The following is a 22961-nucleotide window of genomic DNA, read 5'->3' on the forward strand; positions in this document are numbered from 1 at the left end:
GCGGCGCAGGGGGCGCTTCCGGCGTTTTGGGCGCCGGTGATGCGGCGGTGGGCGTGGGTGGCGCGGCAACTGGGGCCTTAGGTTCCGCGGCAGCAGGTTTCGCCTCGGCAAACCCCGAGGGCATCAGTTCTTCCGGGGGGGTGAAGGCTGAAGCCGCCGCCTGTTCCTCGGGGCCCGCAACCACAGGTGCGGCCGCCGCGGCAGCAGGTGCGACGGCGCGCGCGGTTGGTTCGGCTGCGGGCATGGCCCCGCCAATCACCGTTTTCTGCGCTGTTGCCGACGTCCGGTCAGCCCCGCCCGGCAAGGCGTCGGCCTCCCGGCCAAGTTCGGCAAATGCGGTTGAATCGGCGTCGAGCCGACTCTCCCAATCGGGGTTGGGCCGTTGGCCCCGCGTGGCACCAACGTAGATTTGCAGCAGGCAGGCGTTGGTCAGCGCATCGAAAAGCCCCGCCTTGGTGCCCCATGCGAAGAAGCCCGCGATGATCGACATCAAGAGGCCAGCGCCGGGCGCCAGCAGAATGAAGAGGGCGAAAACGACAAGCCATCCAATGAAGGACATCAGACCATAGGCCCAGCCCAAGCCTTGCAGCGTGAGGGCGTTGCCCACCACAGGCTTGCCGTTCTGTGCCAGCAGCACGAGGCCTTCGCGGGCGGCAGCATAGGGATTCACGGCGCGCTTGCGGAGGCCGTGGGCCAGCACCATTTCATCTACGGGCCGTTCCGCGAGCCAAAGATAGGGTTGGCTCATACCCACGCCCTTGCCTTCGGGCTTCATCCGGAAGAGGTCCCGCAGGGGCAGGAGCGGATTGATGGCGGGCAGGGTCTTCTCGATCCGGCCGCGCAGGGCCCAAAGGCGGTTCATGTCGCCATAACGCGCCTTGACGATCTCCATCCCCGCCTTGACTTGGCTCCCTTCCGGAAGGCGGCGACCTTCGAGTATTTCGGCCATGAGTGCCATGTGTGGCACGCGCAGATACCAGTAGAGGTGCTTGCGCAGAAACCACATGCCCACGCCGAGGCTGCCGCAGAACATGAGGATGAAGAGCGGCGGCATCGTGCGCCCCAGCGTTATGATCGTGTTGAAGCTCGCGCCGTTGTTCATCGCCCCGCGCGTGATGGCCACGCCGACGAACCAGCCGAGCCAGGCCAGCAGCGCGTAGCTCGCGGCGATCCCGAGGAAGACCCCGAGACGATAACTGGTGAAACTGGCGGTTTGCTTCAAAAGCCCCCAAGCGACGGAGGACTTGAAATTCCACATCGGTCAAATTCCCTCAGGCACAAATCAATGGACCAAGCCTAACCGAATTCGCCTAAGCTTCAACTGCCTGTGGAGATATCTTGAGAACTCATTGGAGCGGGCGATGAGATTCGAACTCACGACCCTAACCTTGGCAAGGTTATGCTCTACCCCTGAGCTACGCCCGCGTCCGTTGAGTAGCGGTGAGATAACGGCGGTGCCGGGCGGGTTCAAGGGGAAATTTCACCGCTTTCGCGAAAATTTTCGCCGGGTCTGCGCGGGGCGCTAGAAAAGCGCGTGAAGAGGCAGGCCCACGGCCATCAGCAGGAGCGGGAGGAAGGTGAGAGCCATGCCCAATACCCGCAGGCGCAGGTTGATGCGCGCGCCAAGGAAGGCACGGGCGTGCAGAACACGCCCGACCAGCAACGTGACGCCCATTAAGTGCAAGGCCACGGCGGGCGCGCCCTGGCCCTCTGAGAGCGCCAGAAGCAGGACGCCGACGGGCACATACTCGGCGCAGTTGGCGTGGGCGCGTGTGAGAACACGCATTCGCGCGTCGTCGCCGTCGCCAACGGAGATACCTGCCGCACGCCGCCGCCGGATCACTCCGGCGCTGAGGCCGATGTAGAGCAGGGTCAGCAGACCCGCGTAGATGGACGTGACAGGGAACATGGCACTCCTCCGTTTCTTGCCTGCATCTGAGAGTAAATTGCAGGCAAGATCAACGGCTTCGGAACGTTACTCGAACTCGACCAGCAGATCCTTCGCGTCGATCTGTTCGCCCGGGGTCACATGCACCGCCTTGACTGTTGCATCGCGCTCGGCGTGGAGGCCGGTTTCCATCTTCATCGCCTCGATTGTCAGCAACAAATCGCCCGCGCTGACCTTTTGGCCCGCCGACACGCCCACCGTAGCCACCGAGCCTGGCATTGGCGCACCGATATGGTTCTCGTTGCCCAGTTCCGCCTTCGGGCGCGCCTGCGCGGTGGCGCCGGCGCGACGGTCGGGGATGCGGACGGTGCGGGGCTGGCCGTTCAACTCAAAGAAGACCTTGGCCATACCGTCCTCGTTGGTGTCGCCCATGGCCGATAGCCGGATCTCCAGAGTCTTGCCCGGGTCGATCTCTACAGAGATTTCGTCGCCGGGCTCCATCCCGTAGAAGTAGGTATCGGTCGGCAGGGTACGGACGGGGCCATATTCTTCGTGACGGGCGGCGTAATCGGTGAAAACCTTGGGGTACATCAGGTAGCCGTTCAGATCCTCGTCATCCAGCTCGAAACCGAGTTTCTCGGAGGCCTCCTTGCGGGTGGCTTCGAGATCAATCGGCTTCATCGACTTGCCGGCGCGCTCGGTGAGCGGCTTCTCGCCCTTCAGCACTTTTTTCTGGATCGCTTCGGGCCAGCCGCCGGGGGGCAGGCCGAGGTTGCCCTTCATCATGTCGATGACCGAGTCGGGAAAGGAGACCTCGCGCTTGGGGTCTTCTACCTCGGCGCGCGTGAGACCCTGGCTGACCATCATCAGGGCCATGTCACCCACAACCTTCGAGGAGGGCGTGACCTTTACGATATCGCCGAACATCTGGTTAACGTCGGCATACATCTGCGCCACTTCATGCCAGCGCTCTTCCAGCCCCATCGAGCGGGCCTGGGCCTTGAGGTTGGTGAACTGGCCGCCGGGCATCTCGTGCAGGTAGACCTCTGACGCAGGCGCCTGGAGCCCGGACTCGAAGGCGGCATAATGGGCGCGCACGCTCTCCCAGTAGTCGGAAATCTCGCGGATTGCGCCGATATCAAGGCCAGTGTCGCGCTCGGTGTATTGCAGGGCCTCCACGACGGTACCGAGGGTCGCTTGGCTGGTGTTGCCCGAGAGCGCATCCATCGCGCAATCCACCGCATCCACGCCCGCGTCGGCGGCGGCGAGGATGGTGCCGCAGGCGATGCCGGCGGTGTCATGGGTGTGGAAGTGGATCGGTATATCCACCGCGTCTTTGAGTGCCGGGATCAGCACCTTGGCGGCGGAGGGCTTCAGCAGCCCGGCCATGTCCTTGAGGCCGAGCACATGGGCGCCGGCCTTCTCCAGCTCCTTCGCCATCTCGACGTAATACTTTACGTCATATTTGGCGCGGTCAGGATCGAGCACGTTGCCGGTGTAGCAGACGGTGCCTTCGATGATCTTGCCGCTCTCTCCCACGGCATCCATGGCCACGCGCATGTTTTCAACCCAGTTCAGCGAGTCGAAGACGCGGAAAACATCGACGCCAGACTCCGCCGCCTGTTTCACGAAGCTCACCACCACGTTGTCGGGGTAGTTGGTGTAGCCCACGCCGTTGGAGGCGCGCAGGAGCATCTGCGTCATGATGTTGGGCATGGCGGCGCGAATGTCGCGCAGGCGCTGCCAGGGGCATTCTTGCAGGAAGCGGTAGGCCACGTCGAAGGTGGCGCCGCCCCAGCACTCCACGGAGAACAGCTGCGGCAGGTTGGCGGCATAGGCGGGGGCGACGCGGATCATGTCGATCGAGCGCATCCGGGTGGCGAGCAGCGACTGGTGGCCGTCACGCATGGTGGTGTCGGTTATGAGCAACTGGTTCTGCTCTTTCATCCAGTTCGCCACCGCCTCGGGGCCTTTGTCTTGCAGCAGGTTCAAAGTGCCGGGGACAGGGGCCTCGACCCGTGAGGCGGGGGCCTTGGGCGGCTTGGCCTCGGCGGGTTTGGGGCGGCCCGCGGTTTCAGGGTGCCCGTTCACCGTGATGTCGGCGATGTAGCGCAGGATCTTGGTGGCGCGGTCACGGCGGCGTTTGAAATCAAAGAGTTCCGGCGTCTCGTCGATGAACTTGGTGTGGTAGGTGTTGCCGGTGAAGGTGGGGTGCTTCAGCAGGTTCTCGACGAAGGCGATGTTCGTGCTGACGCCCCGAATTCGGAACTCGCGCAGGGCACGGTCCATCCGGGCGATCGCGGCTTCGGGCGTTGGTGCCCAGGCGGTGACCTTGGTGAGCAGCGAGTCGTAGTAGCGGGTGATGACCCCGCCCGCGTAGGCGGTGCCGCCGTCGAGCCGGATGCCCATGCCGGTGGCCGAGCGGTAGGCGGTGAGGCGGCCGTAGTCGGGGATGAAGTTGTTCAGCGGGTCTTCGGTGGTCACGCGGCACTGCAGCGCGTGGCCGTTGAGGCGCACATCATATTGCGAGGCCGTGCCGGTAGCCTCGATCAGCGATTTGCCCTCGGCGATCTTGATCTGGGCCTGCACGATATCGATGCCCGTCACCTCTTCCGTGACCGTATGCTCGACCTGAACGCGCGGGTTGACCTCGATGAAGTAGAACTTGCCGGTCTCCATATCCATCAGGAACTCGACGGTGCCGGCGCACTCGTAATTCACATGCTCGCAGATCTTCTTGCCGAGGTTGCAGAGGTCTTCGCGCTGGGCTTCGGAGAGGTAGGGGGCAGGCGCGCGCTCGACGACCTTCTGGTTGCGGCGTTGCACCGAGCAGTCGCGCTCCCACAGGTGGTAGATGTTGCCCTGGCTGTCGCCAAGGATCTGCACCTCGACGTGGCGGGCGCGGGTAATCATCTTTTCAAGATAGCCCTCGCCGTTGCCGAAGGCGGCTTCGGCCTCGCGGCGACCTTCAAGGATTTTTTCCTTCAGTTCCGAGGGCTTGTTGATCGGGCGCATGCCCCGGCCGCCGCCGCCCCAACTGGCCTTGAGCATCAGCGGATAACCGATTTCCTCGGCTTCCTTGGCGATGGCCTCCATGTCGTCACCCAGCACCTCGGTGGCAGGGATCACGGGCACGCCCGCTTCGATGGCGACCTTGCGGGCGCTGGCCTTGTCGCCGAGCGCGCGCATGGTTTCAGCCTTGGGCCCTATGAACTTGATGCCGTTGGCCTCGCAGGCATCAACGAACTCGGGGTTCTCCGAGAGCAGGCCGTAGCCGGGGTGGATCGCATCGGCGCCGCTCATCTTGGCGACGCGGATCATCTCTTCGATACTGAGGTAGGCCGCCACGGGGCCAAGGCCCTCGCCGATACGATAGGCTTCGTCCGCCTTGAACCGGTGCAGGCCCAGCTTGTCTTCCTCGGCGTAGACGGCGACCGTCCTCTTTCCCAGTTCGTTGGCCGCCCGCATGATCCGGATGGCGATCTCGCCCCGATTTGCGATGAGAATCTTTTTGAAATCGGCCATGACGCTCCCCGTATTTCCGCGTTGCAGCACGGGTGATTGTTACGGAGATTTCACGGAAGGGAAAGGGCCATGCTGCAACGCAGCGGCATATACCCTGCCTTTTGCAGTGCCGTGCGGCCCGCTCAGCCCTGCAAAACCTGCCTTTCTGCGTCGCGCATCGTTTCTGCAGGAACACCTGAAGCAGCACCGGTGCTGCGCCGGGTGGTTTCGTGCTGATCTGGCTGCAGGCTGCGCCGCTCTATGCGTTCGGCGGCGTGGCGCGTGTCGGAAAGCAGGCTGCTCACGGTTCTGCAGGTTGCAGCGAGCGCCTCTGCCTGAAGGGTCAGACGCTCGGGAACGAGGTTGGCCACATGCATCGATGCAAGGCTTTCGAGAAACACGGTCACACGGGAAAGGTGCCAGTCCGCCTCCACCGTCTGGTCCCGGATCGTGGATAGGGCGCTTCGCGCCAACGAGGAGGTTTCGGCGGGCAGAACGTGGGCGGTGCCGATTACTCTCGCGCGCCCGTCGGAGAGGTGAACGGCTTGCAGGGAGGTGTCCCATTCCTGCCGCCGCCCGGCGATGCTCAGCTTTTCGATGTAGCGGATTGGATCGGGGTTCTGCAGGCACTCGGTGTAGCGGGCGCAGGCCCAGTCAGCATCTGCATCGGGCAACAGGGCATGCACCGGGCGGCCCGCGACCTGCCCGGGATCCATGCCGGAAGCGGCGGCGTGGGCGGCGTTGATGCATAGCAGCACCCAGGGTGCGTCCGGTGCGCGCCGTTCAACGGCGAACATCGGAACCTCGAATCCATCCAGAAGCTGCTTTATTTCCCCCGCCTCGCACTGCTGGAACATAGGTCTCTCCTTTCGGGATGCCGGGACAGCCTAGGTAGGCGCAGTTAACACTTGCTAAAGCCTGAAGCGCAAAGCAGCGAGAGTTCTGGGTAAAACCTCAATGAAAGCTTAAGGTTAACCCGGCATTGACCAAGCTGTGCTGCCCCTTGTCGCGCAGGAACACAACGCGAACGCGCGTCTTTCCCTCGGCGTGGCAAGCGGTTACACTCCACGCATGAGCAGTCCACATCCAGAACAGGCCCTGTCGCTCTCGCAGCGGGCGGTCGCCGCCCGACCCGCACCCTACCTTGATGGGCTGAACCCCGCTCAACGAGAGGCAGTCGAGCAGCTTGACGGGCCGGTGCTGATGCTCGCAGGCGCAGGCACGGGCAAGACCAAGGCGCTGACTACGCGGATCGCGCATCTGCTGTTGACTCAGCGCGCGCGACCGAACGAAATTCTCGCGGTGACCTTCACCAACAAGGCCGCCCGCGAGATGAAGCAGCGTGTCGCGGGCCTCATGGGCCAGACGGTGGAGGGGATGCCCTGGCTTGGCACCTTCCATGCGATCTGCGTGAAGCTGCTACGCCGCCACGCCGAGCTTGTGGGTCTGAAGAGCAACTTCACCATTCTCGACACCGATGACCAGCTGCGGCTGCTCAAGCAGCTCGTCGCTGCCGCCAACATCGACGACAAGCGCTGGCCCGCGCGGATGCTCGCCGGGATCATCGACCAGTGGAAGAACCGCGCACTTACGCCTGAAAAGGTGCCCGCCTCCGACGCCGGCGCCTATGACCACAAGGGCGTGGCGATCTACCGGGAATACCAGGCACGGCTGAAGACGCTGAACGCGGTCGATTTTGGCGACCTGCTGCTGCACATGGTCACGATCTTTCAGGAGCATGAGGATGTGCTGGCGCAGTATCAGCGCTGGTTCCGCTACATTCTTGTGGACGAGTATCAGGATACCAACGTCGCCCAATATCTGTGGCTGCGGCTGCTGGCGCAGGGACACAAGAACATCTGCTGCGTGGGCGACGACGACCAGTCGATTTACGGCTGGCGGGGCGCCGAGGTGGGCAACATCCTGCGGTTTGAAAAGGATTTTCCCGGCGCGCATGTGGTGCGGCTGGAGCAGAATTATCGTTCGACGCCGCATATTCTGGGCGCTGCCGGGGGCGTGATTGCCGCCAACAAGGGGCGGCTGGGCAAGGAGCTGTGGACCGAGGCCGAAGAGGGCGAGAAGGTGCGCCTTATCGGCCATTGGGACGGCGAGGAAGAGGCTCGCTGGATCGGCGATGAGCTGGAGGCGATGGGGCAGGGCACGCGCGGGATGCGGCCAATCGGGCTGAACGAATGTGCCATTCTGGTGCGCGCCAGCCACCAGATGCGGGCGTTTGAAGACCGGTTTCTGACCATCGGATTGCCCTACCGGGTGATCGGGGGGCCGCGGTTTTATGAGCGGATGGAGATCCGCGATGCGATGGCCTATTTCCGCGTCGCGGTTAGTCCGGACGATGACCTGGCCTTTGAACGGATCGTCAATGTGCCCAAGCGGGGGCTGGGCGAGAAGGCGATTCAGAAGATGCAGCGGGCGGCGCGGGCGAACGGGGTTTCGCTGTTCGAGGGTGCGCGGATTCTCGTGGCTTCGGGTGAGCTCACGGGTAAGGCCAAGGGCCAGCTCGGTGCGCTGCTGGAAGGCTTCGGGCGCTGGCATGGCAACGTGCTTGGCGAAGAAGACCACATTGAACTGGCCGAACAGATCCTCGAAGAATCCGGCTACACCGACATGTGGCAGAACGACAAGACGCCCGAGGCGCCGGGGCGCCTGGAGAACCTCAAGGAACTGGTGAAAGCGCTGGAATCTTTTGAGAATTTGCAGGGCTTTTTGGAGCACGTCGCGCTGATCATGGACAATGAGAGCGAAGACGAGGGGCCCAAGGTTTCGATCATGACGCTGCATGCGGCCAAGGGGCTGGAGTTTCCGGCGGTGTTCCTGCCGGGCTGGGAAGACGGCTTGTTTCCGAGCCAGCGGAGCATGGATGAGAGCGGGGTGAAGGGGCTCGAGGAGGAGCGGCGGCTGGCCTATGTGGGGATCACCCGCGCCGAGGAGCTTTGCACGATTTCCTTTGTCGGCAACCGCCGGATCTACGGCCAGTGGCAAAGCGCCCTGCCGAGCCGGTTCATCGACGAGCTTCCCGCCGAGCACGTGGAGGTGCTGACGCCTCCGGGGCTCTATGGCGGCGGCTACGGTGCCGCTGCGCCGCAGGCGGACATTCGCTCGACATTGCATGAAGATGCTGCCCGCGCGGATGGATACAATTCTCCGGGCTGGAAGCGCCTCCAGGCCCGTGCGCAGATGCGGGGCCAGGGCAGGAGCATCAGCCAGCCGAAGGAAAGCCGGAACATGGTGATCGATGCGGAGGCCGTATCTTCGCACGCCGTTGGTGAGCGGGTCTTTCACCAGAAGTTTGGCTACGGCGCGATCACCGGGATCGAGGGTGACAAGCTTGAAATCGCCTTCGAGAAGGCCGGGGTGAAGAAGGTCGTGGCGAAGTTCGTCGTGCCCGCGGCCAGCGCGGCGGATGACATTCCGTTTTGATGCCTGCGTTCAAGGGGCGCCCAGAGAACCGACGATGTGCGCGGTGTCCAGATGCTGTACCCCGGTGGCATTCTTCAAGGCCAGGCTGATTTCCGCAGCGCGGGGCGAAGAAGAATCGACATACCAGATGTGACTGGCGCGCGCAGTCTTGCGGGTTGCGGTGATCGGCTCGAAACGCGCCATGGAAGGGCATTTCAGCGGAACATCGTAGATCTCGTTGGATATGATCGCGGGATTGACGAGCAGCATCACCACATCGACCTGCCAACTCTCGAAGAGTGCGCAACTCAGCCCCTCGTGCACCACTTCCTCCGATGTCAGGCCGAGGTGATCGTAGGCGCGCCAGCGTGAGAAATATGGCAACGCGCCGGCTTCGGAGGTGAAAAGCGCGGCCCCTTCGACCCCCTGCAAGGCACGGCCCACCGCGGTCCGGTCGGCAGGCGTGCGGGCGAGGGCTTCGGCGCGCACGACGGGAAGGCGCAGGACGGGCCAGATCAGCAGGCAGGCCAAAACGGCAAGCAGGATGGCGCGCGGCGGCAGGGGAGCAAGGCCTGTAGGTGCCCTGCGCATCGCGATGACGAGGCAAAGGAGGATCGCCGGGAAAACCGGAGCCTGGTAGCGGAATTCGTAGCCCTGGATCGGCTGGATCGTGCATTGGTAGGCGAGAAGCGCCGAGATGCCCACGATGACGGGCCAGACAGGGCCAAGGCGAAGGGCGCCCCGGGTGCGATAGAGCACATAGAGCGTGACGGGCAGCACCATCCAGAGCAGGAAGTTCAGCATCATCCGAATGCCGTCCGGAGACAGGCCGGAGCCGGACTTGATATAGGCCGGGTTCGGCAGCACGTAGCCGAAGTAGCTGTAGCGCCACAAAAAATACCCCAGCCCAACGGCAATGACGGGCAAGTAGCCCACCAGCAGCCGTCTCAACGCGCGCCTGTCTGTTGCCAGCAGCATGGCTGCAAGGGCAAGTGTCAGCACAGCCGAGAAGATCGCCATCTCGGGGCGCAGCAACGTGGCAGCAAGCATCAGTGCTGCCAGCAGCAAGAAGCTCGCCACGCCGCGATCACCGCGAATGACGCGGGAGCAGCAGAGGGACACCCAATAGACGACTGCCGCCGCGGCGGCGGTTTCCATGCCCTGCGTGCTGTGCAGTGCCATCGGTGCACTGAGGGCGAGCGCGCCACACAGTACAAGCCTGTCTGGCCAGGGCAGCGTGCGGCACAGCCCGGCAAGCGACCAGATGACGGCGGCCATGAACCCGATCGAGAGAATTGACGACCAGAGCGCTGCCGGAATGCCCAGGGCAATTGCCGGAACGGTCAGCACCACCCACAGGAAACTGGTAGAGCCCTCCACAGGGTCTTCACCCGGGTTCCAGGCCATGGTGCCGTGCTCGACGAGGTTAAGGGCATAGCGATAGGTTACATAGCTATCGTCGAGCACGAATCCGGGGAAGAAGAGAACACGAAGGCCCGCATAGCTCACCACAAGCAACAAGAGCATTCCGGCCTGGAAGGCGAAGGGGCGTGCCGACGGGGCAGCGAGAGGTTGTGTCATACAGCGGTGTCCCCCGTCCGCCTTTTGGGCCGACGCAGTATTTCATAGCCTTTCGCCTGAGGCATCGCGCGTCGCCGTTTGGGTCTAAGCCGAAGGCGAAAGGAGGCGATTGGCGCCTCAGGTATAAGGCGGCATGCTTCAGGGCACGCTATTGCCGCTAGGCTGGCTTGCCAAGCCCGCAGCCCCTATGCCAGCGATCAAGATCGAAGTTCAGTGCGCCAGTCATGACGAGGGGCGAACCCGAGGAGACGCTTCGCCTTTTCAGTGGTATAAAAGGTCTCGTATTCGCCCATCTCGCGGGTTTGCTCGACGCCCCGGTAGAAGCGGTCGATCAGCTCTTGGGTTGGTGCCGCAACGGAGTGCGTGTCATTCGCGACGTTGAACACTTCGTAGCCCAACCCGTCCGTGTTCAGACAGCAATTGACCATCTGGCCGAGGTCGCGGGCGTCGATATAGGCGAAGATGTTGCGGCGGCGCTTTTCCGGCTCATCGATGAAATCGGGGAACATCGTGCCGTATTCGTGCGGCTCGATCACGTTGTTGATCCGCAGCCCGTAGATATCGGCTCCGGAGCGGCGCTGGAAGCTGCGAGCGGTGGCCTCGTTGACCACCTTCGACATCGCATAGCTGTCTTCGGGCACCGTCGGGTGGGACTCGTCGACCGGGATGAAGTCCGGCTTGCGTTCGCCATCCGCGAAGCAGACGCCGTAGGTGGTTTCGGAACTGGCGAAAATCACCTTGCGCACACCGGCCTTCAGCGCGGCATCGATGACGTTGTAGGTGCCAAGGGTATTGACGCGAAAGCACTCGGCATCGCCCGTGACCATGATCCTTGGGATCGCGGCAAAGTGGACGACGGCGTCGAAGGCCGGAACGCCGGTGCCTGGCTCCAGCTCATCAAAGTCTGCGTAGGCCTGCATGGCATCGTGCATCGCCCCAAGATCGGTGATGTCGGCAATCCGGTTAAGCACGCCTTCCACGTCAGATGCGGTCTGGTCGACGTTCAGCACGCGGTGGCCTTGTTCCACCAGGTAACGGGTCGCATGGCGACCGGCCTTGCCGGAGCCGCCGGTGAAGAGAATGCGCATGGGGCCCTCCTTGATTGGAGAGACCATGTAGCGCCGTGGCAGAAATGAAAAGCGGCGATGCTCGGGAGGAGGTGAGCATCGCCGCCGATATCAGATCACCCAGGGAGGAGGACGGGTGCCTGAACTCTGACCCCTTCCGGGAGGAAAGGGGGGATGGCGCCTGGGAGGAGGAGTGGCGCCACCCCTATTTTTCCGGATGCCCAGGGAGGAGGACGGGCTGTCCGAAACTGAATTAGGTCGGCGGTGACCTCGGGAGGAGGGTGAGGCCACCGCCTGATCTCGGTTGGTCCAGGGAGGAGGACGGACCGTCCGAAACCGAATTAGGGGCGGTGACCTCGGGAGGAGGTGAGATCACCGCCGATCTCGGGCGCCCAGGGAGGAGGTCGGGCGGACCGAAACCGAATTGGGTGGCGACAAACCCGGGAGGAGGTGGGCTGTCGCCGGATCTCGAAGGCCCAGGGAGGAGGAGAGGGCTCTCCGAAACCGAAACTTTGGGCGGCGGCGATGCTCGGGAGGAGGTGAGCATCGCCGCCTTGTGACAGAACGCCCAGGGAGGAGGACGGACGCTCTGATCTCTTTATCTCGTCCCCGTTTCAGCGGGGGTTTGCGGCGGCGACACCGGGAGGAGGATGGTGTCGCCGCCGAGAACGAAGAACCCAGGGAGGAGGAGAGGGCCCTTCGCTAACTGGTTTCAGGCGCCGTAGGCGGCCTGGTAGGCAACCGAGCGCAGCATCGACGGCGCAATGCCGAGGTCGGCAAGGTCGCGGTTGCTCAGAGCCTGAAGTTCACGGAGCGTCTGGCGGTAGACGCGGCGCTTGGCTGCATTCTCGCGGCGGGCCTCGATGAAGGCTTCAACGCGGCCGAGGATGCCGGTGTGCGCGGTGCTGTGTGCGGTTGCGTAAGCCATGGTGGCTGTGTCCTTCGTGGTGTTGTACCTGTGGTCGGGCCGCTTTGTGCCCGTTCGTTGAGATCAATGTAGGGAATTGCTGCACCTGCACAAACCCTTTTCGCTGCAACGCGGCTATGCGCGGAGTGAATAGGTGAAAAGGCTGGAGATTCAGCGCGTTAAGGCTAAATTTTGTGCGCTAAAGAAAATGACGCCGCGTCACATTTCAGTGCGGCATGCAACGTGAAGGGGGCGAGATGCCTGTAGATAAAGGCGAAATCCAAAACGCTTTGACAAAAGTGGGGCTTGCAGACGGCGGCGATCTTGTATCTCGCGACATGATTCGAGCGTTGCAGATTGGTGACAGTGGCGAAGTGAAGTTCGTGATCGAAGCGCCTGATGCGGCCGCAGCATCGCGCATGGAGCCGATTCTGGAGGCCGCGAAAGCGGCGGTCATGGCGGTGGAGGGGGTTTCCTCCGTGTCAGCCCTGCTTACCGCCCACAGCGCCGCGCCGCAGGCGCCTAATCAGCCCCCGAGCCTGAAGGTGGGTCGCCATCCCACGCCGCAATCCGGCCCGCAGGCGATTCCGGGTATCAAGCGCATCGTCGCCGTGGGATCGGGCAAAGGTGGCGTCGGCAAGAGCACGGTTTCGGCCAACCTCGCCGTGGCGCTGGCGCGGCAGGGGCGCAAGGTTGGGCTGCTGGATGCAGATATATATGGCCCCAGTCAGCCGAGGATGATGGGGGTGAGCAAGCGCCCCGGTAGCCCGGATGGCGAGAAGATCATTCCGCTCACCGCCCACGGTGTCACCTTTATGTCCATCGGGTTGATGTTGGAGGAGGGGCAAGCGGTGATATGGCGCGGCCCGATGCTGATGGGCGCACTTCAGCAGATGATGACACAGGTGCAGTGGGGTGAGCTCGATGTGCTGATCGTCGATCTGCCGCCGGGCACGGGCGATGTGCAGCTGACGCTGTGCCAGCGCTACCCGATCACCGGCGCGGTGGTGGTAAGCACGCCGCAGGATGTGGCGCTGATCGATGCCCGCAAGGCAATCGACATGTTCGGCAAGCTCAAGACTCCTGTGCTGGGGCTGATCGAAAACATGTCTACTTATATATGCCCGAACTGCGGGCACGAGGCGCATCTCTTCGGCCACGGCGGCGTAGCAATGGAAGCCGAGAAGATGGGTGTGCCTCTGCTGGCGCAGTTGCCTCTGGAATTGGACACCCGATTGGGCGGCGACAAAGGCCTGCCGGTCGCGGCGGGCGAGGGGTCCGCCTCGGAGGCTTATGCGCGGCTGGCGCGGGGCCTGGTGGAAGGCGGAATGGGGTGACAGCCTTCCGGCACCTGTCGGGAGTGGCCCTGCGCCAGCTGCGCAGCTATTTATGGTTTGAGACGGGCGGCTTTTCGGCCGCCCTTTTATAGAGTGACCTCATCCCCAGCTCTGGGCGGCGCCGACGAATTGGCGACGAGACGGGCAACCTGGGCGATGTTGGCGATGAAGACTGCCGATATCGCGGCGCCAGAGTCGGACGCCCATGGGACAAGATCCCACTCATGGGACGGGATATGGGAGATTATGGGATCACGGGTGAATCGCGGCGAATCGCGACGCCGTGATTCCCAAACCACCGGAAATTTCGCTGGATTCTTGGGCTGTCAGCCGGGCTGATCGGCCTGTATTTGGCCGCGATGGCACGTTTTTTGGGAAAGCGTGGGAGTTTTTTGGTCGCTCTGCCATGTACTATATATAGTGTCGAATTTGCGCGTCTTTACCACCTGTTCCGTGAAATATCTGAAATCTACGTGAGTTGAGGGAACCTGACCGGGGCGACTTGTGCCTGTTTGGGCATTGGTGGGCAAAAGTGTTGTTGCTTCCCGTGATTTCCCATGGCATACCTAATTCCAAGATGAAGACGGGAACACAAAGCGACGCAAGATCGCAAACTCCCAAAGTCAGGCAGGCTTTCATACAGGCACCCGCTTTCATCTGAACGAAGAGATCCGGCGCGCGAGCGAGCAGACATCCCCCCAGGTGGCGCGCGCAGTCGGACACCCAGAAATGGGACGAGGGCGGCGGATTGGGCACATGGCAGCAGCTCAATCCGCCGTTTTCATTTTCGGGGTCCGGCAAGGGGCCTCGCGGGACAGTTAAGGAGTGGCGATTTGGGTCGCAGGTTCAGAGGCGAGAGCCACCACAAGGTGGACACGAAGGGCAGGGTGAGCATCCCGGCCCTGTTTCGCCATGTTCTGGCCGCTGAAGACCCGGATTGCTCGGAGGGTGACACCCCCAACCTCGTGATCGTCTACGGCGACAAGCGCCAGGATCACCTCAAGTGTTACACCGTCAACGCGATCAACGAGATCGACGAGAAGATCGCCGCCATGCCGCGCGGCACCAAGCAGCGGCGCTACCTTGAGCGGCTCTATTCGGGCATGTCGCTGCCCACCCAGGTTGACGAGACCGGGCGGCTGGTGCTGCCCGCCAAGCTGCGCGAGAAGATCGGCCTCGACAAGGAGGCCTTCTTTATCGCCACAGGTGACAGCTTTCAGATCTGGAAGCCGGAAACCTACGACGAAGTTCATGGCGTGGATGACGAAGAGTGGTTGGACGAGATGGGCGATGACTTCGACCCGCTGGAGCTGCTCGACAGCGTCCATAGCGAGGGTTGAGCGATGGCGGCGGCCGAAAGCCTTTCGCCAAATACGCCCGCAGGGCCGCCCCATGTTCCTGTTCTCATTGATCCTTTGATCGAGAACGCCGCACCTGTGGCGGGCCATTGGGTAGACGGCACCTTTGGCGCGGGCGGCTACAGCCGGCGGCTGCTGGAGGCGGGCGCCGAACGGGTGACGGGGATCGACCGCGACCCGAGCGCCATCGAGGGCGCCGCGCCGATGATCGCCGAATATGGCGGGCGGCTGGATGTGCTGCGTGGGCAGTTTTCGCAGATGGGCGAGTTGATCCAAGGGCCGGTGGAGGGCGTGGTGCTCGATCTGGGGGTCTCCTCTATGCAGCTTGATCAGGCGGAGCGGGGGTTTTCCTTCATGAAGGACGGGCCGCTCGACATGCGGATGGCGAGCGAGGGGCCAAGCGCTGCCGATCTGGTGAACGAGGGCGACGAGGGCCATTTGGCCGATATCATCCATTTTTACGGCGAAGAGCGGGCGGCGCGGCGGATTGCGCGGGCAATCGTGAAGGCGCGGCCCTTCAGCCGGACGCTGGAGCTGGCTGAGGTGGTCTCGAACTGCCTGCCGCGCCCGAAGCCGGGGCAGGTGCATCCGGCGACGCGCACGTTCCAGGGCCTCCGGATCGCGGTGAACGACGAGTTCGGCGAGCTGATCGCGGGGCTGGAAGCGGCCGAGGGGCTGCTGGGTGAGGGGGGCGTGCTGGCGGTTGTGACCTTCCATTCGCTCGAGGACCGGGTGGTGAAGCGCTACCTCGCCGCGCGCTCCGGTGCCGCGCCACGCGGCAATCGTTATGCGCCCGAAGTCGAGGCCCCGCCGGCGCCCTTTGCGCCGATCACGCGCAAGGCCGTGGCGCCTTCGGAGGAAGAGATCGCCGCCAACCCGCGCGCGCGTTCGGCCAAGCTCCGCATGGCGCGGCGCACGGGCGAGGCGGGCGGCGCGGTGGACCGGGCGCAGATGGGCCTGCCGGGCCCGAAACATTGGTGGAAAGGGTAAGGGGCGATGCGAGGCTTCTTCTATGTCATCTCGGCGCTGGCGGTGATGGGGCTGGCGTTCTGGGCCTATCACGAGAACTACCAGACCCAGAAAGCTCAGAAAGACATGGCCAAACTGAGGGCCGAAATCCGCGCGCTCTATGACACACGCGCCATGCTGCGCGCCGAATGGGCCTATCTCAATCGCCCCGAGCGACTGACCGAGCTTGCGGAGCTGAACTTTATCCGGCTTGGGCTGCTGCCTTTCGGGGCCGAGCAGTTTGGCCGGGTCGATCAGGTGGGCTTCCCGCAGGAGGAGGCGCTGCCGATCACCGATCCGGTGGAGATCCAGGGCACACTGAACGGTGACGGCGACAACGAGGAGCAGAACCCATGACCCGTACTCCGCTGCGCCCGCTGGCCCGCGTGATCGCTGCCCGGCAGAGCGGCCAGAACCCCGACGCGATCGAGCGCGAAAACCTTCGCATGCGCCATGAAGAGCAACGTGACAAGCTGCGTTTCCGCGCGGAAGGGCGCCTCTTTGTGCTGGGCATCTGCTTCTTCTGTGCTTTCGTGGTGATCGGCGCGCGGATGGGGCATCTGGCGGCTTCCGTGCCCGCAGAGCCGACCAGCAGCGGTGTGGCCGAACTCATCAGTGCCAGCCGCGCCGACATCGTCGATCGGCAGGGCCGGGTGCTTGCCACCAATCTTTCAACTCACTCGCTCTATGCGCAGCCGCCCCTGATGGTGGAGAAGGAGCGCGCTGCCGAGGAGTTGGGCAAAATCTTCCCCGATCTCGACGTGGACAAGCTGAAGCGCCAGTTCACGGGCAAGCGCAAGTTCGTCTGGGTAAAGAAAAAGATCAGCCCCGAGCAGATGCAGGCGGTGCATGACATCGGTGAGCCGGGCCTGCTGTTTGGTCCGCGCGAGATGCGGCTTTATCCCAACGGCAAGCTGGCCGCGCATATCCTCGGCGGTGCCAGCTTTGGCCGCGAGGGGGTGCATTCGGCAGAGGTCGTGGGCGTTGCGGGCGTCGAAAAGCAGTTTGACGAGCTGCTGCGCGACCCGGCCCGCGCTGGCAGGCCGCTGGAGCTGACGCTGGACCTGACGGTGCAGGCGGTGACAGAAGAGGTGCTTTACGGCGGCATGAAACTGATGAACGCCAAGGGCGCCAGCGCCGTGCTGATGGACGCCCATAGCGGCGAGATCATCGCCATGGCCAGTCTGCCCGACTTCGATCCGAACAACCGTCCCCGACCGCTGACAAGTGGCGACCAGAGCGACAGCCCGCTGTTCAACCGCTCGGTGCAGGGCGTTTACGAGCTGGGGTCGACCTTCAAGATCTTCGCCGTCGCCCAAGCGATGGAGTTGGGCTTGGTGAACCCCGAGACGATGATCAACACCAAGGGCCCGTTGACCTGGGGACGGCATCGCATTCGGGACTTTCACAACTATGGCAATGAGCTGAGTGTGACCAAGGTTATCGTGAAGTCCTCGAACATCGGGACGGCGCGAATTGCCATGGATATCGGCACCAAACGGCAGCAGGCGTTTCTCGAGTCCCTTGGCTTCTTTGAGCCGACCCCGGTGGAAATGGTCGAGGCGCCCACAGGCAAGCCCCTGTTGCCGCCGAAGTGGTCGGAGATCTCCACGATGACGATCAGCTACGGCCATGGTCTTTCGGCCAGCCCGCTTCATCTGGCCACAGCCTACGCCTCGCTCTTGAACGGTGGAACAAGGGTTTACCCAACGCTGCTGAAGCAGGACGTTAAGAAAGCGGGGCCGCGCGTGGTGAGCCGACGGACCTCCGAGCGCGCGCGCGCCATGTTGCGCAAGGTCGTCACCGAGGGGACGGCAAGTTTCGGCGAGGTCGAGGGGTATGCCGTGGGCGGCAAGACCGGCACTGCCGACAAGCCCAAGCCGCGGGGCGGGTACTATAAGGACAAGGTGATCGCGACCTTTGCGACGGTGTTCCCGGCACATGATCCAAAATACGTTCTCGTGGTCAGCCTCGACGAGCCTGTGGAACTGACCGGCCCTGAGCCGCGCCGCACCGCAGGCTGGACGGCAGTGCCGGTGACGGCGGAGATGATCCGCCGCGTCGCCCCGCTTCTCGGCCTGCGCCCAAGCGTTGAACCCGGTGCCGAAGCTGCGATAGTAAAGGCCTCGAATTAAGGCAGCGAGCAGGGGGCAGCCGGCGATGAGCGAGACAGCAAGAGTGAGATCGCTGGCAGAGCTGGGGCTGACCGCGCAGGGTGGCGCGGAGGCCCGCGTAAAGGGCTTGGCTGTCGACAGCCGCGATGTGGAAGAGGGCTTCCTGTTTGCCGCACTGCCGGGTGTGAACATCCATGGCGGAGAGTTCGTGGGCTACGCATTGCGGATGGGGGCCAGCGTGGTTCTGACCGATGCCGAGGGCGCCCGGCTTGCCGCCGAGGCACTGGCCGATTTCAACGCGGCGCTCGTCGTGGTGGAAGATCCGCGCGGGGCGCTGGCAATGGCCTCGGCGCTCTGGTTCGGTGCGCAGCCCGATGTGATGGTGGCTGTCACCGGCACCAACGGCAAGACCAGCGTTGCCAGCTTTACCCGGCAGATCTGGATGGCGATGGGCCACGCGGCGGTGAACCTTGGCACAACTGGCGTTGAGGGCGCGTGGGAGTATCCACTGAAGCACACCACGCCTGAACCAATCACCCTGCACCGCGCGCTGGCTGCATCGGTTGAGGAGGGGGTTACACATGCCGCAATGGAGGCCAGCTCGCACGGGCTGGCGCAGCGGCGGCTGGATGGCGTGCGGCTCGCGGCAGCAGGTTTCACCAACTTCACCCAGGATCATCTCGACTATCACGAAACCTTCGAAGACTACTTCAATGCAAAGGCGCGGTTGTTCCACAGGGTGCTCGCTGATGACGCGCCTGCCGTAATCAACATGGAAGACCCGCGCGGCCCAGAGATGGCGGCCATTGCCGAGGAGGGCGGCCACGGCGTGCTGCGGGTGGGCCGTGACGAGAGCTACGAGCTCTGCATCATATCGCAACGGTTCGACTCTTCGGGGCAGGACTTGCGATTCCTGCACGAAGGCACGCCACGGCAGGTGAGATTGGGCCTCATCGGCGGCTTCCAGGCCGAGAACGTGATGTTGGCGACCGGGCTTTGCGTCGCCAGCGGATCTGACCCGGTTGAAGTGTTCAACGCGCTGCCCCAGCTCACCACGGTGCGGGGACGCATGCAGTTGGCCGCGACCCGGCAGAATGGGGCGACGGTGTTTGTCGATTACTCGCACACGCCCGATGCTCTGGAGACCGCGTTGAAAGCCCTGCGCCCGCATGTGATGGGGCGCCTCGTGGTGGTTTACGGCGCGGGAGGGGATCGCGACCGGGGCAAGCGCCCGCTGATGGGCGCGGCGGCGCGCGATCATGCCGATGTGCGAATCGTGACCGATGACAACCCGCGCAGCGAAGACCCGGCCAGCATTCGTGCCGCCATTCTTGCAGCGGACCCTGAGGCAGTGGACGTGGGCGACCGGGCAGAAGCCATCCTGCGCGGCGTTGATGCGCTGGGGCCGGGGGATGCCCTGCTGATTGCGGGAAAGGGGCACGAAACGGGGCAGATCGTGGGGGATGACGTGTTTCCCTTCGATGATGTGGAGCAGGCCTCGGTTGCGGTCGCCGCGCTCGATGGGCAGATGACATGAGCGCTCTCTGGACGGCGGCAGACGCTGCAACAGCCACGGGCGGCGAGGCCCGGGGCGACTGGGAGGCGAGCGGGCTTTCGATCGACAGCCGCAGCATCACGCCGGGAGAGCTTTTCGTGGCGTTGAAGGATGTCCGCGATGGGCATGACTTCGTGGCCGATGCGCTGGCCAAGGGGGCCTGCGCCGCGCTGGTCAGCCGCGTGCCGGAGGGCTGCGAGGAGGCACCGCTGCTGGTGGTGCCGGACGTTCTGGACGGGCTCGAAGCCCTGGGCCGGGCGGGCCGCGCACGAACCCGCGCAAAAGTGGTTGGTGTCACCGGGTCCGTCGGCAAGACCTCCACCAAGGAGATGCTGCGTGCGATCCTGAGCCGTCAGGGCAAGGTGCATGCGGCCGAGAAGAGCTTCAACAACCAGTGGGGCGTGCCGCTGACGCTCGCCCGGATGCCGGTGGACGCCGACTTCGCGGTGATCGAGATCGGCATGAGCAACCCCGGCGAGATTGCCCCGCTGGCGCGAATGGCGCAGCCCGACGTGGCGATGATCACCACTGTCGCCCCGGCCCACATGGCGGCATTCGGGTCGCTGGAAGGGATCGCGCGGGAAAAGGCCAGCATCTTCGAAGGGCTGGCATCCGGCGGCGTGGCGGTGATCAACGGCGATCTGGAGACAACGCCGATCCTGCGTGCGGCGGCGGAAGCCGCGGGTGCAGATGTGGTGAGCTTCGGTAAGGCGGGCGAGTTTGCGCTGGGCAAGGTCGTGCTGACCGAGGGGCAAACAGTGGCGGAGGCGAAGCTGGCCGGCCGGTCGGCGGTGTTCAAGCTGACCACTCCGGGCACGCATTTTGCCATGAATGCGCTGGGAGCGCTGGCAGTTGTGCAGGGGCTCGGCGCCGACACCGGGCTTGCCACCGCCGATCTCAGCAAGTGGACGCCCTACGAGGGCCGGGGCGCGCGGGAGGAAATCACCACTGATCCGGCCCGCGCCGGAGGGTTCCTCACGCTGTTCGACGACAGCTACAACGCCAACCCTGCCTCGATGGCCGCCTCGCTCGAGATGCTGGCGGCCACCGAGCCGCGCGACGGGATCGGGCGGGTGCGCAAGGGGCGTCGCATCGCAGTGATCGGTGACATGCTGGAGCTTGGGTGGGAGGAGAAGGCGCTGCATGCGGCGCTGGCCGGTCTCGAGGCGATGGAAGCCATCGACACTGTGCACACCGTTGGCCCTCTCAGCCATGCACTGCACGCGGCGCTGCCCGAGGACCAGCGCGGGCATCACGCATCCGATGGGGCCGCGATGGCAAGGGAAGTGTCGAGGCTGGTGGATGCTGGCGATGTCGTGTTGGTCAAGGCCTCGCTGGGCACAGGACTGGCGCGGGTTGTTGACGCGATACGGAAAATGGGCCAAGGCAGCCCGGCTTGACGACAATAAGATAACAAGAAGAGGGGCAGGGGCATGCTCTATTGGCTGGCAGAGTTTGGTGATGGAGGCGGGGCGTTCAACCTGTTCCGTTACATCACCTTCCGCGCGGGGGCCGCGTTTTTCACCGCCCTTGTCTTCGGCTTCATCTTCGGTCAGCCCCTGATCAACATGCTGCGCAAGCGGCAGAAGGGCGGGCAGCCGATCCGAGACGATGGGCCGGAAAGCCATATGCTTACGAAGGCGGGCACGCCGACGATGGGCGGCCTACTGATCCTTTCGGCGCTAACGCTCTCGACCCTGCTCTGCGCCCGGCTCGACAACCCCTATGTCTGGATCGTGCTGCTGGTGACGATCTCCTTTGGCCTGATCGGCTTTGCCGACGATTATGCGAAGGTGAGCAAGCAGAACACCAAGGGCGTGTCGGGCAAGGTGCGCTTTGGGCTGGGCTTGCTGATCGCCGCGGCGGCGGGGACGGCGGCGGCGTGGTTTCATCCGGCGGAGCTGACCGGGCAGCTGGCGCTGCCGGTGTTCAAGGACGTGCTGCTGAACCTCGGCATCTTCTTCGTGCCATTTTCGATGATCGTGATCGTCGGTGCGGCCAATGCGGTGAACCTGACGGACGGACTCGACGGGCTGGCTATCATGCCGGTGATGATCGCGGCGGGCACGCTGGGAGTGATCGCCTATGCGGTGGGCCGGGTCGACTTTACCGAGTATCTTGATGTTCACTACGTCCCAGGCACCGGCGAACTGCTGATCTTCACAGCCGGGTTGATCGGCGGGGGTCTTGGCTTCCTGTGGTACAATGCGCCGCCAGCGGCGGTGTTCATGGGCGACACCGGCAGCCTCGCGCTGGGCGGGGCGCTGGGGGCCATCGCGGTGGTAACCAAGCACGAGATCGTGCTGGCGATCGTTGGCGGCATCTTCGTAGCCGAGGCGCTTTCGGTCATTATCCAGGTGCTGTACTTCAAGCGCACCGGCAAACGGGTTTTCCTGATGGCCCCTGTCCACCATCATTTCGAGAAGCGTGGCTGGGCCGAGCCGCAGATCGTGATCCGGTTCTGGATCATCTCGCTGATCCTGGCGTTGATCGGTCTGGCGACCCTGAAAATCCGGTGAGTGGCGACGGGATCCTCCGGAGGGCGCTCGTCACGGGTGGCAATCGGGGGATCGGCTATGCCATTGCCGAGGGGCTGATTGCCCGGGGCCATGAGGTGGTGATCGGCTGCCGCGACGAGTCTGAGGGGGAAGCGGCGGCGGACAGGCTTGGCGCGGACCTCTTTGTGATGGACCTGCGGGAGCCCGATGACATGCTCTCGCTGCTTCACGGCGAGCCCTTCGACATTCTGGTGAACAACGCAGGCGTGTTTCCGCAGGGGTCGCTGTTTGAAAACCCCGAGGGGCTGTTCGAGTCGCTCCAGGTGATGGTTGAGGCGCCCTTCCTGCTGATGCGGGCCCTGGTGCCGGGGATGGCGCTGCGGGGCTGGGGGCGGATCGTAAACGTGTCTTCCGGGTATGGCAGCTTTGCTCAGGGGATGGCCGGGCCGAACGGCTACGGCGTGGCCAAGGCGGCGCTGAACGCGCTGACTTGCGTGCTGCCGCGCGACCTGCCGGACTGCGTGAAGGTGAACGCGATGGACCCGGGCTGGGTGCGCACGCGGATGGGCGGGGCGCAGGCGACGACATCGCCCGAGGAGGCCGCCGAGACGGCGATCTGGCTGGCGACGCTGAGCGATGACGGGCCGACCGGCGGGTTCTTTCGGCGAAAGCTTCCGATTGAGTGGTGAAGGGCGCGGGCGGGGTGGCGACGCGCCCGCCCACCCAC

16 protein-coding genes, 1 tRNA gene and 1 pseudogene are annotated in these 22961 nt (G+C 64.0%); 10 read left to right on the forward strand and 8 right to left on the reverse strand.

The features are described 5' to 3' along the window. The 5 genes and pseudogenes from DYI42_RS18490 to DYI42_RS18510 all read right to left on the reverse strand — a co-directional run. Positions 1-1258, reverse strand: a pseudogene (locus DYI42_RS18490) (hypothetical protein); the annotation flags it as partial. Positions 1259-1350: 92 nt separating this feature from the next. Further along, positions 1351-1425 (reverse strand) — tRNA-Gly (locus DYI42_RS18495). A 97-nt stretch (positions 1426-1522) separates the two neighbouring features. Then, a complete protein-coding gene (locus DYI42_RS18500; protein ID WP_213547908.1) occupies positions 1523-1909 on the reverse strand; it encodes an MAPEG family protein in 387 nt (128 codons plus the stop codon). 66 nt (positions 1910-1975) lie between these two features. Continuing rightward, the gene (locus DYI42_RS18505) at positions 1976-5413 is read right to left on the reverse strand and encodes a pyruvate carboxylase (protein ID WP_213547910.1); all 3438 of its coding nucleotides are present in this window, start codon (positions 5411-5413) and stop codon (positions 1976-1978) included. Positions 5414-5535: 122 nt separating this feature from the next. After that, positions 5536-6249 (reverse strand): PAS domain-containing protein, encoded by a 714-nt coding sequence (locus DYI42_RS18510; RefSeq protein WP_213547912.1) that lies wholly within the window; start codon positions 6247-6249, stop codon positions 5536-5538. A 214-nt stretch (positions 6250-6463) separates the two neighbouring features. Here DYI42_RS18510 and DYI42_RS18515 point away from each other — a divergent pair, with 214 nt between their 5' ends. Next, a complete protein-coding gene (locus DYI42_RS18515) occupies positions 6464-8830 on the forward strand; it encodes an ATP-dependent helicase (protein ID WP_213547914.1) in 2367 nt (788 codons plus the stop codon). A gap of 9 nt (positions 8831-8839) precedes the next feature. Here the strand turns inward: DYI42_RS18515 and DYI42_RS18520 are convergent, their stop codons facing one another. The 3 genes from DYI42_RS18520 to DYI42_RS18530 all read right to left on the reverse strand — a co-directional run bounded on the left by DYI42_RS18520 (position 8840) and on the right by DYI42_RS18530 (position 12385). Beyond that, a complete protein-coding gene (locus DYI42_RS18520) occupies positions 8840-10390 on the reverse strand; it encodes a hypothetical protein (protein WP_213547916.1) in 1551 nt (516 codons plus the stop codon). A 197-nt stretch (positions 10391-10587) separates the two neighbouring features. Then, complete coding sequence (locus tag DYI42_RS18525) at positions 10588-11478, reverse strand: NAD-dependent epimerase/dehydratase family protein (RefSeq protein ID WP_213547918.1); 891 nt, start codon at positions 11476-11478, stop codon at positions 10588-10590. A 691-nt stretch (positions 11479-12169) separates the two neighbouring features. Further along, positions 12170-12385 carry a DUF1127 domain-containing protein gene (locus DYI42_RS18530; protein ID WP_213547919.1) on the reverse strand — a complete coding sequence of 72 codons (216 nt, stop codon included), beginning with the start codon at positions 12383-12385 and terminating at the stop codon, positions 12170-12172. Between the two features lie 236 nt (positions 12386-12621). Here DYI42_RS18530 and DYI42_RS18535 point away from each other — a divergent pair, with 236 nt between their 5' ends. The 9 genes from DYI42_RS18535 (at position 12622) to DYI42_RS18575 (ending at position 22923) form a co-directional block, all read left to right on the forward strand. Beyond that, positions 12622-13701, forward strand: a complete 1080-nt coding sequence (locus tag DYI42_RS18535; protein WP_213547920.1) for an Mrp/NBP35 family ATP-binding protein — start codon at positions 12622-12624, stop codon at positions 13699-13701. 833 nt (positions 13702-14534) lie between these two features. Continuing rightward, positions 14535-15041 (forward strand): division/cell wall cluster transcriptional repressor MraZ, encoded by a 507-nt coding sequence (mraZ, locus tag DYI42_RS18540; RefSeq protein ID WP_213547921.1) that lies wholly within the window; start codon positions 14535-14537, stop codon positions 15039-15041. Between the two features lie 3 nt (positions 15042-15044). After that, positions 15045-16049 carry a 16S rRNA (cytosine(1402)-N(4))-methyltransferase RsmH gene (gene rsmH / locus DYI42_RS18545; protein WP_213547922.1) on the forward strand — a complete coding sequence of 335 codons (1005 nt, stop codon included), beginning with the start codon at positions 15045-15047 and terminating at the stop codon, positions 16047-16049. A 6-nt stretch (positions 16050-16055) separates the two neighbouring features. After that, positions 16056-16424, forward strand: coding sequence for a cell division protein FtsL (ftsL, locus tag DYI42_RS18550; protein WP_213547923.1), 369 nt, complete (start codon positions 16056-16058; stop codon positions 16422-16424). Beyond that, the gene (locus DYI42_RS18555) at positions 16421-18202 is read left to right on the forward strand and encodes a peptidoglycan D,D-transpeptidase FtsI family protein (protein ID WP_213547924.1); all 1782 of its coding nucleotides are present in this window, start codon (positions 16421-16423) and stop codon (positions 18200-18202) included. Before ftsL ends, DYI42_RS18555 begins: the two co-directional genes overlap by 4 nt. Positions 18203-18227: 25 nt before the next feature. Continuing rightward, on the forward strand, positions 18228-19718 hold the full coding sequence (locus DYI42_RS18560) for a UDP-N-acetylmuramoyl-L-alanyl-D-glutamate--2,6-diaminopimelate ligase (protein WP_213547926.1): 1491 nt from the start codon (positions 18228-18230) through the stop codon (positions 19716-19718). Continuing rightward, the gene (locus DYI42_RS18565; RefSeq protein WP_213547928.1) at positions 19715-21136 is read left to right on the forward strand and encodes a UDP-N-acetylmuramoyl-tripeptide--D-alanyl-D-alanine ligase; all 1422 of its coding nucleotides are present in this window, start codon (positions 19715-19717) and stop codon (positions 21134-21136) included. Before DYI42_RS18560 ends, DYI42_RS18565 begins: the two co-directional genes overlap by 4 nt. Before the next feature lie 33 nt (positions 21137-21169). Beyond that, the gene (gene mraY, locus DYI42_RS18570; RefSeq protein ID WP_213547930.1) at positions 21170-22255 is read left to right on the forward strand and encodes a phospho-N-acetylmuramoyl-pentapeptide-transferase; all 1086 of its coding nucleotides are present in this window, start codon (positions 21170-21172) and stop codon (positions 22253-22255) included. Then, positions 22252-22923: an SDR family NAD(P)-dependent oxidoreductase gene (locus tag DYI42_RS18575; RefSeq protein WP_213547932.1), complete on the forward strand. Its 672-nt coding sequence runs from the start codon at positions 22252-22254 to the stop codon at positions 22921-22923. The genes mraY and DYI42_RS18575 overlap by 4 nt, the downstream gene beginning before the upstream one ends. Positions 22924-22961: the final 38 nt, after the last annotated feature.

The organism is Vannielia litorea, assembly GCF_018424695.1.
Lineage (GTDB): Bacteria > Pseudomonadota > Alphaproteobacteria > Rhodobacterales > Rhodobacteraceae > Vannielia > Vannielia litorea_A.